Raw genomic sequence first — 15,235 nt, forward strand, 5'->3', positions numbered from 1 at the left:
GGAAGGTTCACCGATGCCCGCCGCATCGCACCGCACGATGTCGGAGCGTTGCGGCGCCGACATATCGCTTCGGCCGTCAGTCGCCAGTCAGGATACGATCGACGAGCTGCTTAACTGTCGGCACAAACCCGTTCGAATAAAATGGATCGCGCTTGAAATTGTAAGCGGCATGGCCGGCGAACATCAGGTTCGAATCGATATCGCCGCCGTGCGCGATTTCCTGCAGCGTCTTCTGGATGCAGAAACTGCGTGGATCGGCCAAGCGTCCGGTCGAGTTGGTTTCAGTATCGGCCCAGCTCGAGAACAGGCAGTGGCTGAGGCAGCCCATACAATCGGACTGGTCCTTGCGGATTTCGGCCTTTTCCGTCGGCGAGACGAAGACCAGCGTATTGTCAGGCGTCTTCAATGCGTCGGTGAAGCCATAACCGAACCATTCGCGGGCGCGGAGCAGATCACCCTTCGTGACCCAGAAGTTCTTGCCCTTCACGCCGACGTCGAGCTGGAACACGTGGTCGCCCGCCTCTTGCGTCGAGAATGCGATCTGACGCTCCGAACGGCCTTCGAGGCTACGGAGGAATGGGTTGCGCACCGCCGACGAATAGAAACCGGTCGGGGAGAAACGGTGAAGTAGCACCTCGCCCTCGTCGATCGACGTCAGGCGATCCTTCCACGCCTGGGGAATTGGGCTTTCCTGCGTCAACAGCGGCCGGGTGCCATATTGAAAGGCGATGGCGCCAAGTTCCGGATTGTCGATCCAGTTGCTCCAGTCGCGCAGATACCAGACGCCGCCGGCCATCACGATCGGGGTCGAATCGGGGATGCCGCCTTCGCGCATCGTCTCGCGCAGCGCCTTGACGCGAGGATAGGGATCCTCGGGCTTCAACGGATCCTCGGCATTCGAGAGGCCATTGTGGCCTCCGGCGAGCCAGGGATCTTCATAGACGACCGCGCCGAGCAGCTCCGACACCTTGGAATAGGCGCGCTTCCACAAGGCACGGAACGCGCGGCCGGAGGAGACGATCGGCAAATAGTTGACGTTGTACGATGCGGCGATTTCGCTGAGCTTGTATGGCATGCCCGCACCGCAGGTGACGCCGGCGACCAGCCCCTTGGTGCGTTCCAGCACACCCTGCAGCACGCGTTGCGCGCCGCCCATTTCCCACAATACGTTGATGTTGATCGCACCGCGATTGCTGCCGGTTGCGTTCGCGATTTCCCATGCGCGCTGGACCTGCTGGACCGCGCCCTCGATGGCATAAGCGATCAGTTCCTCGTGCCGCTCGCGCCGCGTGAGCGCGTGGTAAACCTGCGGAACGATCTTCCCGTCGGGATCGTAGCTGTCGGCGTTGACTGCGCTGACCGTGCCGATTCCGCCAGCCGCCGCCCAGGCACCGGCCGAGGCATGGTTGGTCGCCGCCACGCCCTTGCCGCCTTCGACCAGCGGCCAGACTTCGCGGCCGTTGTAGACGATGGGCTTGAGCCCCTGGAATACGGCGGTTGCCACGGCCTTCGTTCACCTCTTGATTAAGATTACGGCCCGGTAACGTGAAAGGTTGCACCGGGCGAGGAAATTTGCGCGATCACGACTGATCGCTCGACAGGGCGCCGGGCCGGCCGATCGCGGCCTCGTAGAGCGCAGCATAGCGCGCGATCATTCGTCCCTCGTCATATTCGGCCTGCGCCTTGCGACGGTTCGCCTCGCCGACGCTGCGGCGCAGATCGGGATCAGCGATCAGCGCCTGCATCGCATCACGCAATCCCACCTCGTCGTGCCGATCGATGATGAACGGCGCATTCTCGGCAGCGACCATCCCCGGCACGTCGCCGACCGGCGGCGCGACGATTGGCAACCCAGCCGCCATCGCCTCGACCACCGAGATCGGAAACTGCTCAGACAGCGAGGACAGCGCGAGCAGATCGAAGTGGCCGATGAAGCGATAGGGCTGATCGAGAAATCCGGGCAGCACCAGCCGATCCTCGATCCCCATCGCCAGCGCGGCGTGCTCGATCGCGGTGCGTTCCGGACCCTCGCCGACGATCACGAGGCGGAAGCGACTGGAAAGCCCGCCCGCGGCGCGAACGAGCGCCGGAAGATCCTTGACCGCACGCAGGCCAGCGACAGTGCCGATTACCGTCTCCTTCGGCTTGCGCAAGAAGCCGGGGATCGCCTTTGCCTCGGGACGCCTGGTGTAAAGCTCGGTCGCGATCCCGTTGACGATGCGGTGGACCTTGCTGCGCGGCTGCTTCCACGTTTCCAGCGCGATCCGCTCAAGCGTGGTCGACGGCACCGCGAGCGCATGCGCGGCGCTTAGCGCGAGACGACGGTAAAGATTGCGCTCCCGCTTCAGACCGTCAGCCTCGTCCTCGTTGAACCCGTCCTCGTGGTGGACGACGGGCGGGACGCCACGGCCGAACACGCGCCGCGCCATAACGCCATCGATCGCGCCCCAATTGTACGTGAGCACCAGATCGAAGCGTCGCATGTAGCGCGCGATCGCCTCATAGCGTGCGACCGAGGGGCGGCCCTGCAGCGGCGGCGGGTCTTGCGCGATCTCGTATTTCACGTGCGGGTCGATGCGGTCGCGCGCGCTGTGGCGACCCGCCATCCCCGATACGACCGTATGGCTTGCGCGATCGCCGAACGCATTCATCAAGCGCACCGCGCGAGCCTCCTTACCGCCCAGATCGAACGTGGAATGGAGGTGGAGGATGCTGATCGGCCGGATCATCAAATCAACGACTTAGCGCGCGAATGTTGAGGAAGTTGAGGCTGTCGCACGGGTAGCGCAGCGGTCTCAACATTCGCGTCGGCGCGGCGGGGCGAGGTTGGCAGGATCATCGTCACGCATTGCCACATTCGAGGCACCGTAGGACAGTGCAAGCCAGCAAACGCCCGTCGGCTTGCGAAAAACAGGCGCGATCACACTTACCCAAGTTAAGAAGCATTTGAATATTTACAGGGCATTAAGGCTGACCGCGTAGCCCGATGTGGCAGGACCACGGGTGATAGAATATGCAGGCAGGGTGCACGGGCTGCAGATCGAAGGCCGATACCTTCGATATTGCGATGGCTTTTCAACCGATCGTCGATGCCGAGACGGGGCGTCCCTTCGCCTATGAGGCGTTAGTGCGTGGCAGCAACGGCGAAGGCGCGTACGACGTGCTTTCGCAGGTGACGCCTGAAAACCGCTATGCCTTCGACCAGCAGTGCCGCGTCACCGCAATCGAGCTAGCCGTTGCGGCCGGTATCATCGACACGGGCGCACGGCTGTCGATCAATTTCCTGCCGAACGCAGTCTATTCGCCGGTGGCCTGCATCCAGCTGACGCTAAAGACCGCGCGCGCAACAGGCTTTCCGCCTGACCGGCTGATCTTCGAATTTACCGAGAACGAGGAGATGGCCGACACTTCACACGTGAAAACGATCGTCGAGACGTATCGCAAGATGGGCTTCGCGACTGCGATCGACGATTTCGGTGCCGGCCACGCCGGGCTCGGCCTGCTCGCAAAATTTCAGACCGACCTGATCAAGCTCGACATGGATCTGATCCGTGGGGTGGACACCAGCCTGCCGCGCCGGATGATCATCGAGAGCGTGGTTCGACTGTGCGAGAACCTTGGCATCACGGTGATCGCGGAGGGGATAGAAACGGTCGCCGAATATGAAGCGCTGCGGGCGATCGGGGTGCGCTATATTCAGGGGTATCTGCTGGCGCGTCCGGGGTTTCGGACTTTGCCCGAAATTACGTTACCGGGGGGCTCGATTGCGGCGGCGGCTTGAGAATATGGTCTGACCGGTGGCGAGTACGAAGCTTAGCGTTTGCAACAGGAAGGTGCGGTTCGTGACGGAGGCGGAGGCGAGTGCGGCGGCGGTTCGCGCCGACATCGATTTGCGGGCCTATCGATGTGATCGCTGCGGACTGTTTCATCTGACCAGCCGGACGAAGGGAAAATGGGTGCCGCAGGCTGGAGCATGACGGCGTAGGACGACTGATTACCTCACCTGGCCGAGCCGATCCTTTGGAATATGCGTGATGCGGCAGGCGAGATCGGCCTCGCCGCTAGCAACGATCCAGTAATGGCCCGCGTCGGCGATCCCTGTCGTGAAGACCACGTCGTCGATGTACATCTTGTCCTCGAGCGGCGCGGTCAGTGCCGGGTTGGGGCTGAGCAGCGGTTGGTACTGGGTTGCGAGGGTGCGCCAGGGTTCGTGCTTGTCGAGCAGCGTCCAGTACGTGCGATAGATGCCTACGACACCCGATGGCTCGACGCCGTGCCACAGCGTCATCCAGCCCTCCTGCCCGTCGATTGTGGTCAGTACCGGCGGGGCGCCGCCGCCGATGCGCGCGGTGGAGACTGTGGCGGCGTGGGGACGGATGCCGGGATGGTCGCTGGGCTTCCAGTGCAAGGCGTCGGGGGACGCGGCGAGGTTGATCGACGGGCCGGCGCGCCATTCGCTGTTGGGAGGATAAGCGAAGTACAGATCGCCGAGCGGTCTGGTCTGCGCCCAATAGTGTCCGCCGATCTGCCCTTCGAAGATCAGCATGTCCTTGTTCTGGTGATCGAGGACGATGCCTTCGAGCTTCCAGTCGATCGCGTCAGGGCTGGTGTAGAGCGTGGTCGAATGGCGTTCTGGGCTTACCGAGCAGGTGGTCATTAAATAGCGATCACCGACCCGGCTGATGCGGGCGTCCTCGACGCCGTAGGTCTGGTACGGTGCGCGCGGGGCGATTGCGCGGTCGTAGCGGATTGCCTCGATGCGGCGGCCTTCGGGATCGAGCTCGACGGGTAGCAGCCACGACAATGAGGTGAGCGCCATCACCTTCCACCCGTCGCCGCGCACCATGAACTTGCGCGGATCGGTGGTGTCGACGAGATCGAGCGGCCAGGCGTCGAGCACGTACGCGCCATCCTGCCAGCGGATCGCGCGGACGTTGCCGTCGCGGATCGGCGCGCGCAGCGCCTCGGCGATGCGGACCATCAGCAGGATGTTGCCGTTGGGTAGCCGCGTCATGCCGGGGTTGAAGGCGCCCAGAACGTACGTTTCTTCGCCGAGCTGGCCGGCGAGCGGGGAGCGCGACAGGTCGACGTCGTCTGGGCTGAAGACGAGATGGTCGAGCGGGAAATCTTCCTGGTGCATCGCGGCGCTTAGCGGCTCAGGCCGCCTGCGGTTCCCGTTCAGCGCGGGCGAGGAGGCGGTCGATCGCGGCGTCTACTTCGGGCTCAGCGAGCGTGGGAGCATGGCCGATGTCGGGCAAGGTCAGCAACTCGGCGTCGGGCAGCGCGGCGATCATTCGCTCGGCGACCGGGGCGGTCAGGATGTCCGAGCGGCCGCCGCGCACGACCAGGACGGGCGCCTTGCGGAGCGCGGCGAGCGCGCGCCACATGTCCGGCCCGGCCTCGTTGCCCGGCACGCGGAACGGCTCGGCGATCTTGAGATCGTAATCGAGCACGATGCGGCCGGCATTGTTCAGCCGGTACAGCCGCTTGGCCATCGCCAGCCAATCCTTGATCGTCCAGTCGGGATAAACTTCCGCATTGCCTTCCTGCACCGCGCGGGCGGCGTGCATCCAGGTCGGCCAGGCGCTGGAGCGGCCGACATAGCCGCGGATGCGCGCAAGGCCGGCGGGCTCGATCTCGGGCCCGACATCGTTCAGCAGTGCGCCGGCAATGCGGCCGGGCAGCATCCCGGCGAGCAGCATCGTGACGATCCCGCCGAGCGAGGTACCGACCGCGACGAAGCGCTCGATTTTCCGATCGGCGAGCAAGGCGGCGATGTCCTGCGCGTAGGTGAGCGGGACGTAGCTCATCGGATCGCGGGCGTAGGCGCTTTCGCCGCGGCCGCGCAGATCGACCGCGAGGACGCGGCGCGGACCAGCGAGGCGGCGCGCGAGCACGTCGTAATCGCGCGCGTTGCGGGTGAGTCCAGGGAGGCACAGCACCGGCAACTTGTCCGCCGCGCCGGGATATTCGCGCGCGTGGAGGCGGAGGCCATCGTTCGACCACCAAAAGACATCTTGCCAGGCGGCCATGGTTGCACCTCCCTTTGTGCGTGCCCCATATCCACGCATGATGTTCGACCCGCAAGCGTATCGCCCCGAGACGACGATCCTTTCGCTCGGGGAGAATTTCTACGATCCCGTCGCCGCGGCGGACTTCCCCGCGACGACGCTGCGCTTTCGCAACGACCGCGCGGCGTCTCAGGTGGGGCTCGATACGCTCGACGATGCCGAATGGGTGCGTCATTTCGGACGGTTCGAGCCCCTGCCGGGCACGCTGCCGCAGCCGCTGGCGCTGCGGTATCACGGGCATCAGTTCCGCGTGTACAATCCCGACATTGGCGACGGGCGCGGCTTCACCTTCGCGCAGATGCGTGATCGCGAGGGGAGGCTGCTCGACCTGGGCACCAAGGGATCGGGGCAGACGCCGTGGAGCCGCTTCGGCGACGGGCGGCTGACGCTGAAGGGCGGCGTACGCGAGGTGCTGGCGACCGAGATGCTCGCGGCGCTGGGGGTGAACACGTCGCGCAGCTTTTCGCTGATCGAGACCGGCGAGGCGCTGGAGCGGGGCGACGAGCCCTCCCCTACTCGCTCGGCCGTGCTGGTGCGGCTGAGCCATTCGCATATCCGGATCGGCACCTTCCAGCGGCTCGCGTACGAGCGCGACGAGGCGGGCATGCGGCGACTGGTGCGGTATGTTCTTGGCAACCTCTACGGCGAGGACGGCGAGGATCCGGTGCGGCTGCTGGAGCTGGTGGTCGCGCGCACCGCGCGGCTGGCGGCGTCGTATATGGCGGCAGGGTTCGTCCACGGCGTGCTCAATTCGGACAACATCAACGTGACGGGGGAGAGCTTCGACTATGGGCCGTGGCGGTTTGCGCCGACGTGGGATCCGGAGTTAGTCGCGGCGTATTTCGATCACGCCGGGATCTACGCCTTTGGGCGCCAGCCCGAGGCGATCCACTGGGATGCGATGCAACTCGCCGCGTCGCTGCGGCTGATTGCGGAGGCGGAGCCGCTGATTGCGGCGCTGGATGGTTTCGGCACGGCGTATCAGCCGGCGGTGACGGGGGCGCTGCTGTGGCGGATGGGGCGGCAGGCGGTGTCGCCGGAAGCAGATCGCGCAGCGATTCAGGTTATCGAACGTGCGCTGCGCGAAACGGGCGTGGCGATCGACGAGTTCTTCTTTGACGTGTTCGGCCAGGCGTTGCCGGCGCAGTACGGCGCTGAGTGGGACGAGGCGCGCGCCGTGCTCGACGCCGCGCCGCTGCGTGCCGATCGGTCGCACCCGCATTGGTCGGGCGCGCCGTGCGCGATGCTGATCGACGAGGTTGAGGCGATCTGGAGCGCGATCGCCGACTGTGACGATTGGACGCCATTCAATGCCAAGATCGCCGCAATCCGTGCGATGGGCGAGGCGCTTAGCGGCAACTTGTCTCGCCCGGCTGATTTCTCGTAAGGACAAACGGAAGGATTGCCCTTCACAACGGGGCGAACACCAGAGGTTTGCCCGTGAGTGAGATCGTATCCTTCGAACCTGCGACCGGTGCCGAGCTGTGGCGTGGGCCGATCGGCGATGTCGATGCGGAAGTCGCCGCGGCGCGGAGCGGCTGGTCGACCTGGGCGGCGCGGCCGCTGACCTATCGTATCGAGACGATGCGGCGCTTTGCAAATGTCGTCCGCCAGCGCGCCGAGGCGTTTGCCGACGTGATCGCACGCGAGACGGGCAAGCCGCTGTGGGAAGCGCGCACCGAGGTCGACACGGTAATCGGCAAAGTCGACATTTCGGTATCGGCTTATTCGGAGCGTAGTGCGCAGCGACGGCTCGACGCACCGATGGGATCGCGTATGGCGCTGCGGCACAAGCCGCACGGCGTGCTCGCGGTGCTGGGGCCGTACAATTTTCCGGCACATCTGCCCAATGGCCATATCGTGCCGGCGCTGATCGCGGGCAATGCGGTGATCTTCAAGCCATCCGAGAAGACGCCGGCGACGGGCGTGTTCCTCGTGGAATGCTATCGCGCCGCTGGCGTGCCGGAGGAATGCATCCGGCTGTTGATCGGCGGGCCGAACGAAGGCCGAGCGCTGGCCGGGCACGACGGGATCGACGGGTTGCTGTTCACAGGATCGGCGCGCACCGGGATCGCGCTGAATCGTGCTTTCGCCGAAAAGCCCGAGAAGATCCTGGCGCTCGAAATGGGCGGCAACAACCCGATCGTGGTGTGGGACACGCCCGATCTCTACACTGCAGCGGTGCTGGTAATCCAATCGGCGTTCACGACGGCGGGCCAGCGCTGCACGGCAGCGCGGCGGCTGATCGTCGACGAGAAACTCTATGAGCCGCTGATGGAGCAGATCACCAAGATCGTCGCTCGGCTAATCGTCGATCATCCGCACGCCGACCCGACACCGTTCATGGGCCCGGTGATCGACAATCAGGTTGCCGACGAACTGACCGAGAGCTTCCTCGCGCTGATGATGCGTGGCGGGCGGGCGATCCGTCACTTGGTTCGACCCGTCGAGGACCGGCCGTTCCTGCTGCCCAGTATCATCGATATGACCAACGTGGCCGATCGGCCCGACATCGAGCTGTTCGGCCCGATCCTGCAGGTGGTGCGCGAGACCGACTTCGACTCTGCGGTCGCCGAGGCAAATAACACGCGCTATGGCCTGTCGGCGTCGCTGATCAGCCAGACGCCCGCGCTATACGACCGGTTCTGGGCCGGGACGCGCGCCGGCATCGTCAACTGGAACCGGCCGACCAACGGCGCATCGTCCTCGGCGCCGTTCGGCGGCGTCGGCTGGTCGGGCAATCACCGGCCGAGCGCCTATTACGCGGCTGATTATTGCGCATATCCGGTTGTGTCGAATGAGGCGGATGCGGCGCGTGCGTCGATCGGGATCGGCCTGCGGGACGCCTGATGAGGTGAACCTCATCTTGTATCAGCAATGCCGTCGCAATCGTTGGGGTACGGAAATGGCCAAGACTGCCAGGGCCCCCAAGCTAACCTACGCCTTCGCCAAGCATCGCTCGGTTGCTGTGGGCCGGGGCGAGGACCATCTCCCTGGCAATGGCTAGCCTTCTCGATCCCGATGCGCGTGGGCGCGTGATCCTCGTCGGAGCGGGTCCGGGCGATCCGGGGCTGCTGACGGTGCGTGCGGTCGCGGCGTTGAAGGCGGCGGATGTCGTGGTGCATGATGGGCTGATCGATCCGCGCGTGCTCGCGATCGCGCCGGAGAGTGCGCATCGGATTTCGGTCGCGAAAAAGCGCGCACGGCACACGGTGCCGCAGGACGCGATCAATGCGCTGATCGTGGCGCACGTGCGCGCCGGCAGTGTCGTTGTGCGGTTGAAGGGCGGCGATCCGTTTATTTTCGGGCGCGGCGGCGAGGAGGTCGAGGCGGTGCGCGCGGCGGGGTTGCCGGTGGAGGTAATTCCCGGTGTCTCGGCGGCACTCGGCTGCGCAGCGGAGGCGATGCTGCCGCTGACGCATCGCGACCATTCAAGCGCGGTCAGCTTCGTGGCGGGCCAGTGCAAAGGGCTGAGCGACCAGGATTGGGCCGGCCTCGCGGGCCAGGGCCGCACGTTGGTGATCTACATGGGCGTCGCAACAGCGGAGACGATCGCCGACAAGCTGATGGCCGACGGCGTAGCGCCCGACATGCCGGTCGCGGTGCTGGAGCGGGGCACCCTGCCCGGCCATCGCGCGCTCAAGACTTTGCTGGCGGATCTCGGCGCGATGGTGCAGCGCGAGGCGGTGGCGAGCCCGGCGATCATCGTCGTGGGCGAAGTGGTCGAGTTGAGCGATGCCGAGGATCGGCTGGCCGGCTGGGCACGTGCAGCGGAGTCGATGAGCGCATGAAATTGCTGACCGGAAACGATCTGGCGACGGGCGACGTGACGTGGTGGACCGGCACGGGCTGGTCACGGCATGTCGAGGATGCGGCCGATGTCGGTGACAAGGGCGAGGGCCTGGCCAAGGCCGAGGAAGGCGCGCGGCGCGTGAACGTTCCGTATGTGATCGACGCGGTGGCGACAGCGGATGGGCCGCGTCCGGCGCATATCAAGGATCGCATCCGTGCGCTGGGGCCGACGGTTCGGCCGGACCTGACGCTGAAGCCGGCGGATGTCGATGCCGGCAGTTGGGTGATTTGAATTTCAATCCTCCCCGCTTCGCGGAGGGGGACCATGCGCGAGCATGGTGGAGGGGCGGCGCCACAGACGACGCGCTCGCGGAAACGCCCCTCCACCACCCGGCGTTGCCGGGCGGTCCCCCTCCCCGTGCCGGGGAGGAGCTAGGAAGAGACGATGTACAAATACGACCAATATGATCAGTCGATCGTCGATGCCCGCGTGGAGGAATTCCGCGACCAGGTGAAGCGTCGGCTTGCCGGGCAGATCACCGAGGATCAGTTCAAGCCACTGCGTCTGATGAACGGGCTGTACCTGCAGCTGCACGCGTACATGCTGCGCGTGGCGGTGCCGTATGGCACGCTCGACGGGCGGCAGATGCGGATGCTGGGGCATATCGCGCGCAAATATGACCGCGGCTACGGCCATTTCACGACGCGGCAGAACATCCAGTACAATTGGATCAAGCTGGAGGACGCGCCAGACATCCTCGCCGAGCTGGCGACGGTGGAGATGCATGCGATCCAGACGAGCGGAAATTGCATCCGCAACATCAGTTCGGATCAATACGCCGGCGCGGCAGCGGACGAAGTGGCGGATCCGCGGCCGTGGGCCGAGCTGCTGCGGCAGTGGAGCACGTTCCACCCGGAATTCAGCTACTTGCCGCGCAAGTTCAAGATCGCGGTTATCGCGAGCCCGGAAGATCGCGCGGCGATGCGGCTGCACGATATCGGGATCGAGCTGGTCAAGCGTGACGGCGTTCTGGGCGGGCGGGTATTCGTCGGCGGCGGCATGGGCCGTACGCCGATGATCGGCCCGAAGATCAAGGACTTCGTTACCGCCGACGATCTGCTGAGCTATGTCGAGGCGTGCCTGCGCGTGTACAATCGCTATGGCCGGCGCGACAATATCTACAAGGCGCGGATCAAGATCCTGATTCATGAGATCGGCGCGGACGAATATCGCCGGCAGGTCGAGGAAGAGTTCGCGCATGTGAAGACGCTGGGAATCGATCCGCCGGTGGCGGAGCTCGAGCGGATCACGGCGTTCTTCGCGCCACCCGCGTTCGAAACCGGTGCTCCCGACGAGATCGACCGGGGCGACCCCGATTTCGCGGTGTGGGTCGATCAGAACGTGAAGCCGCACCAGGCGCCGGGCTATGCGATCGTCAACATCTCGCTGAAACCGGTCGGCGGCATCCCGGGGGATGCGACCGCGGACCAGATCGACCTGATGGCCGATCTTGCCGAGCGCTATGCGTTCGACGAGCTGCGCGTGACGCATGCGCAGAACATCGTCCTGCCGCACGTGCGCAAGGCAGATCTGTACGCGGTGTGGCAGGCACTGACCGACGCGGGGCTCGCCGAGGCGAACCTCGACCTGATCAGCGACATCATCGCTTGCCCAGGGCTCGATTATTGCAGTCTCGCCAACGCGCGATCGATCCCGCTCGCGCAGAAGATCGCGACGCGCTTCAGCGACCTCGATCGGCAGCGCGATCTGGGCGAGCTGAAGCTCAAAATCAGCGGCTGCATCAACGCGTGCGGCCACCATCATGCCGGGCACATCGGCATCCTGGGCGTCGATAAGAAGGGCAAGGAGAATTACCAGCTCCTACTCGGCGGATCGGGCGCGGAGGACGTGAGCCTCGGCAAGATCACCGGCCCCGGCTTCGACGAGGATGGCGTGGTCGATGCGATCGAGCGCGTGACCGATCGCTTCGTTCAGGTGCGCGAGCCCGGCGAGCGGTTCCTCGACACGTACCGCCGCGTCGGCTTCGAGACGTTCAAGGAGGCGATCTATGGATAATCTGCTGCGCTTCCGCGACGACGAGGCACATGACGAGCCGGCGGTGACGCTCGATTCGTTCCTCGAAGGCCAAACCAACGCTGGTGCGGTGCGGATCGAGGCGGGTGACGATGCGCGGGCGCTGCTGCCGCATCTGGGACAATTGGCGCTGGTCGAAGTGAGCTTCCCGACGTTCCGTGATGGCCGTGGCTATTCCGCCGCTCGCGTCCTGCGCGAGGGCGGCTATGTCGGCGAACTGCGCGCGGCGGGCGATGTGCTGGTCGATCAGATTCCGCTGATGCGGCGCTGCGGTTTCGACAGCTTCGCGCCGGAAGCGCCGGTCGACGCCGAGACGTTGCAACGCAGCCTCGTCCGTTACGATTTCCGGTATCAGTCGGCTGCCGATGCGGTGGTGCCGGTGTGGAAGCTGCGGCATGGCTGAGGCCGCACGGCGCCTCGACATGATCGACGTCGCACCGGCATTCACACTGCTGGACGCGGCGACGATGGAGATGCGCTTTGCGGGTGTCGACACGCAGGAGATGCTGCGCGAGCTGCTGGCCGGTGAACTGAAGGGGCGCGTCGCGGCGGTTTCGTCGTTCGGATCGGAGTCGGCGGTGCTGCTGCACATGATCGCGGCGGTCGACAAGGACGTGCCGGTCGTGTTCACGAACACGCAGAAGATGTTCGGCGAAACGCTTGAATATCGCGACGAACTTTCCGAGCGGCTGGGGTTCACCGACCTCAGGGTGTACCGCCCGGATCCGCGCCTGCTCGCAGCGAAGGATGCCAATGGCCTGCGCTGGTCGTATGATCCGGACGGCTGTTGCGACATCCGCAAGGTCGAGCCGCTGCGCCGTGCGCTGCAACCGTTCGATGCGTGGATTTCGGGTCGCAAGGGCTTCCAGGCGCGGACGCGGATCGCCTTGCCGCGGTTCGAGGTCGACGAGGGGCGGTTGAAGCTCAACCCGCTGGCGGATTGGGACAAAGCGCGGATCGAGGCGTATTTCGACACCCACGAACTGCCGCGGCATCCGCTGGAGGCGGACGGCTATCCGTCGATCGGGTGCAAGCCCTGCACGTCCAAGGTGCTGCCGGGCGAAGACCCCCGCGCCGGGCGCTGGCGCGGGTGGGAGAAGGTCGAGTGCGGGATCCACGTACCCGAGAAGCCAGGGGAAGAGCCGGTTTTCTGATCTTGGTTTCACCCCGGACTTGATCCGGGGCGACAGGAATCGCTCAATACCCAGCGTAATCGCTGAAGCGCGTTACCGTGGGATCGAACTTCATCGTCACTTTGCCAGTCGCGCCGTGGCGCTGCTTGGCGATGATCAATTCGGCCAGGCCGTAGACGCGTTCCATGTCGCTCGCCCAGGTCGCGTGATCTTCGAAGATCTTCGAATTGTCGCCTTCGGTCGGGCGCTTGGGCTCCTTGGCAGCGACGTAATAGTCTTCGCGGAATACGAACCAGACCATGTCGGCGTCCTGCTCGATCGAGCCGGATTCGCGCAGATCCGACAGCTGAGGGCGCTTATCCTCGCGCTGCTCGACCGCCCGGCTTAGCTGCGACAGCGCGAGTACCGGCACGTGGAGATCCTTGGCCAGCGTCTTCAGGCCGCGGCTGATCTCGGAGATTTCCTGCACGCGATTGCTCTCGCTCGACTTGCCACTGCCGCTGAGAAGCTGGAGGTAATCCACGATAACCAGGCCGATTTCATTGTTGTGACGACGCTGGAGCCGGCGCACGCGGGTGTGCAGCGCGCCGATCGAAAGGCCACCGGTATCGTCGATGAAAAGCGGCAAATTCTCAAGGTCCGCGGCGGCGGCGGCGAGCTGGTGGAACTCGCTGCGGCTGATATCGCCGCGACGCAGCTTTTCGGACGTGATCTTGGATTGTTCGGCCAGCACGCGGGTGGCGAGCTGGTCAGAGGACATTTCCAGGCTGAAAAACGCGACCTTCGCGCCGATTGATTCGCTCGGCGCGATGCCGGCCTTCATATCCATCATCCAGCGCTGCGCGGCGTTGAACGCTATGTTGGTGGCAAGCGATGTCTTGCCCATGCCGGGGCGGCCGGCGAGGATCATCAGATCCGACCGGTGCATGCCGCCGATCCGGCCATTGATCGTATCGAAGCCGGTGGTGATGCCGGAGACCTTACCGCCGGAGTTGAGCGCGGTCTCGGCCATCTTCAGCGCGACCTTGGTGGCTTGCGCGAAGCTCTTGATCGAATTCTCGGTCGTGCCGTCGGCGGCGACCTTGAACAATTCCTCCTCGGCCAGCTCGATCTGTGCGCGCGGGTTCACCTCCTCCGAGGTGTCCATCGCGCGGTCGACGAGCGTGCGGCCGACCGTGACCAGCGAGCGGAGCATGGCGAGATCGTAGATCTGCTTGGCGAACTGGCGCGCGCCGATCAGCCCGGCGCCCGATCCGGTGAGCTGCGCAAGATAGGCCGGGCCACCGAGCTCGCGCATGCCTTCGTCGGCCTCGAACATCGGGCGCAACGTGACCGGGGTCGCGAGCATGTCGTTCGAGCGCAGCGTCTTGATGGCGGCAAAGACGCGGCCGTGGACGGGCTCGTAGAAATGCTGCGGATCGAGTTGGTCGGCGATGTCGTCGGCGAGGCGGTTGTCGATCATCATCGCGCCGAGCATCGCGGCTTCGGCCTCGACGTTGCGTGGGAGGTGAATGGGTTCGGCGGGGGCCGGAGCGGGGAATGCGAGCGTTGCCATCGGTCTGCTGATACGCAGTCGCTCGCGCGCCTCAAGCGCTGCGCGATGAAACGCGTGGATAAGGCGGGCCGTTGTCGCGCGCGCGGTTCGTCTCTATCGCGACACGATGGCCGATCCGCGGATCATCGATGTCGAACTGGACGAGCGCACCATTCTGTGGCGCTCGGCGGATATCGAGCAGGAACGGCGGATCGCGATCTTCGATCTGATCGAAGGCAATTACTTCGCGCCGCAGAAGGAACATGCCGACGGCTATGCCGGGCCGTACCGTCTGGCACTGTCGGTCGAGGAAGGTCGCCTGGCGATGCAGGTGAAGCGCAAGGACGGCACGCCGCTCGAGCTGCACATCCTCGGCATGGGACGCTTCCGCCGACCGATCCGCGACTATTTCGCTATATGCGACAGTTACTTCCAGGCAATACGTCAGGCGACGCCGCAGCAGATCGAAACGGTGGATATGGCGCGGCGCGGCATCCATAACGAGGCGGCCGAGCTGCTCAAGGAGCGGCTGACGGGCAAGATCGACGTCGATTTCGATACCGCGCGGCGGTTGTTCACGCTGATCTGCGTACTTCATATCAAGGGCTGA

14 protein-coding genes are annotated in these 15,235 nt (G+C 65.0%); 9 read left to right on the forward strand and 5 right to left on the reverse strand.

Annotated elements, in window-relative coordinates:
* Positions 1-76: 76 nt before the first annotated feature.
* Together LLW23_RS02765 and LLW23_RS02770 are read right to left on the reverse strand one after the other, a co-directional pair.
* Positions 77-1,504 carry an NAD(P)H-dependent flavin oxidoreductase gene (locus tag LLW23_RS02765; RefSeq protein WP_228947265.1) on the reverse strand — a complete coding sequence of 476 codons (1,428 nt, stop codon included), beginning with the start codon at positions 1,502-1,504 and terminating at the stop codon, positions 77-79.
* 76 nt (positions 1,505-1,580) lie between these two features.
* Positions 1,581-2,729, reverse strand: a complete 1,149-nt coding sequence (locus LLW23_RS02770; protein ID WP_228947266.1) for a glycosyltransferase family 4 protein — start codon at positions 2,727-2,729, stop codon at positions 1,581-1,583.
* 284 nt (positions 2,730-3,013) lie between these two features.
* On the opposite strand from LLW23_RS02770, the gene LLW23_RS02775 reads away from it, so the two are divergent.
* Entirely contained in the window at positions 3,014-3,781 is a 768-nt protein-coding gene (locus tag LLW23_RS02775) for an EAL domain-containing protein (protein WP_456299976.1), read from the forward strand.
* A 213-nt stretch (positions 3,782-3,994) separates the two neighbouring features.
* Here LLW23_RS02775 and LLW23_RS02785 read toward each other — a convergent pair whose 3' ends face one another.
* Positions 3,995-5,140 carry a glycoside hydrolase family 130 protein gene (locus LLW23_RS02785; protein WP_228947269.1) on the reverse strand — a complete coding sequence of 382 codons (1,146 nt, stop codon included), beginning with the start codon at positions 5,138-5,140 and terminating at the stop codon, positions 3,995-3,997.
* A gap of 16 nt (positions 5,141-5,156) precedes the next feature.
* Positions 5,157-6,032, reverse strand: coding sequence for an alpha/beta fold hydrolase (locus tag LLW23_RS02790; RefSeq protein WP_228947270.1), 876 nt, complete (start codon positions 6,030-6,032; stop codon positions 5,157-5,159).
* A 37-nt stretch (positions 6,033-6,069) separates the two neighbouring features.
* Here LLW23_RS02790 and LLW23_RS02795 point away from each other — a divergent pair, with 37 nt between their 5' ends.
* The 7 genes from LLW23_RS02795 to LLW23_RS02825 all read left to right on the forward strand — a co-directional run bounded on the left by LLW23_RS02795 (position 6,070) and on the right by LLW23_RS02825 (position 13,112).
* Positions 6,070-7,458: a protein adenylyltransferase SelO family protein gene (locus LLW23_RS02795; RefSeq protein WP_228947271.1), complete on the forward strand. Its 1,389-nt coding sequence runs from the start codon at positions 6,070-6,072 to the stop codon at positions 7,456-7,458.
* Between the two features lie 53 nt (positions 7,459-7,511).
* Positions 7,512-8,921 carry a succinylglutamate-semialdehyde dehydrogenase gene (gene astD / locus LLW23_RS02800; protein ID WP_228947272.1) on the forward strand — a complete coding sequence of 470 codons (1,410 nt, stop codon included), beginning with the start codon at positions 7,512-7,514 and terminating at the stop codon, positions 8,919-8,921.
* A gap of 149 nt (positions 8,922-9,070) precedes the next feature.
* Positions 9,071-9,862, forward strand: coding sequence for a uroporphyrinogen-III C-methyltransferase (gene cobA / locus LLW23_RS02805; RefSeq protein WP_228947273.1), 792 nt, complete (start codon positions 9,071-9,073; stop codon positions 9,860-9,862).
* On the forward strand, positions 9,859-10,155 hold the full coding sequence (locus LLW23_RS02810; protein WP_228947274.1) for a DUF2849 domain-containing protein: 297 nt from the start codon (positions 9,859-9,861) through the stop codon (positions 10,153-10,155). Before cobA ends, LLW23_RS02810 begins: the two co-directional genes overlap by 4 nt.
* A 153-nt stretch (positions 10,156-10,308) precedes the next feature.
* Positions 10,309-11,940 carry a nitrite/sulfite reductase gene (locus tag LLW23_RS02815; RefSeq protein ID WP_228947275.1) on the forward strand — a complete coding sequence of 544 codons (1,632 nt, stop codon included), beginning with the start codon at positions 10,309-10,311 and terminating at the stop codon, positions 11,938-11,940.
* On the forward strand, positions 11,933-12,361 hold the full coding sequence (locus tag LLW23_RS02820; RefSeq protein ID WP_228947276.1) for a DUF934 domain-containing protein: 429 nt from the start codon (positions 11,933-11,935) through the stop codon (positions 12,359-12,361). Before LLW23_RS02815 ends, LLW23_RS02820 begins: the two co-directional genes overlap by 8 nt.
* Positions 12,354-13,112, forward strand: coding sequence for a phosphoadenylyl-sulfate reductase (locus LLW23_RS02825; RefSeq protein ID WP_228947277.1), 759 nt, complete (start codon positions 12,354-12,356; stop codon positions 13,110-13,112). The genes LLW23_RS02820 and LLW23_RS02825 overlap by 8 nt, the downstream gene beginning before the upstream one ends.
* A gap of 43 nt (positions 13,113-13,155) precedes the next feature.
* On the opposite strand, the gene LLW23_RS02830 is transcribed toward LLW23_RS02825, so the two are convergent.
* Positions 13,156-14,646: a replicative DNA helicase gene (locus LLW23_RS02830; RefSeq protein ID WP_228947278.1), complete on the reverse strand. Its 1,491-nt coding sequence runs from the start codon at positions 14,644-14,646 to the stop codon at positions 13,156-13,158.
* A 106-nt stretch (positions 14,647-14,752) separates the two neighbouring features.
* Here LLW23_RS02830 and LLW23_RS02835 point away from each other — a divergent pair, with 106 nt between their 5' ends.
* Entirely contained in the window at positions 14,753-15,235 is a 483-nt protein-coding gene (locus LLW23_RS02835) for a UPF0262 family protein (protein ID WP_228947279.1), read from the forward strand.

The organism is Sphingomonas radiodurans, assembly GCF_020866845.1.
GTDB classification, from domain to species: Bacteria; Pseudomonadota; Alphaproteobacteria; order Sphingomonadales; family Sphingomonadaceae; genus Sphingomonas; species Sphingomonas radiodurans.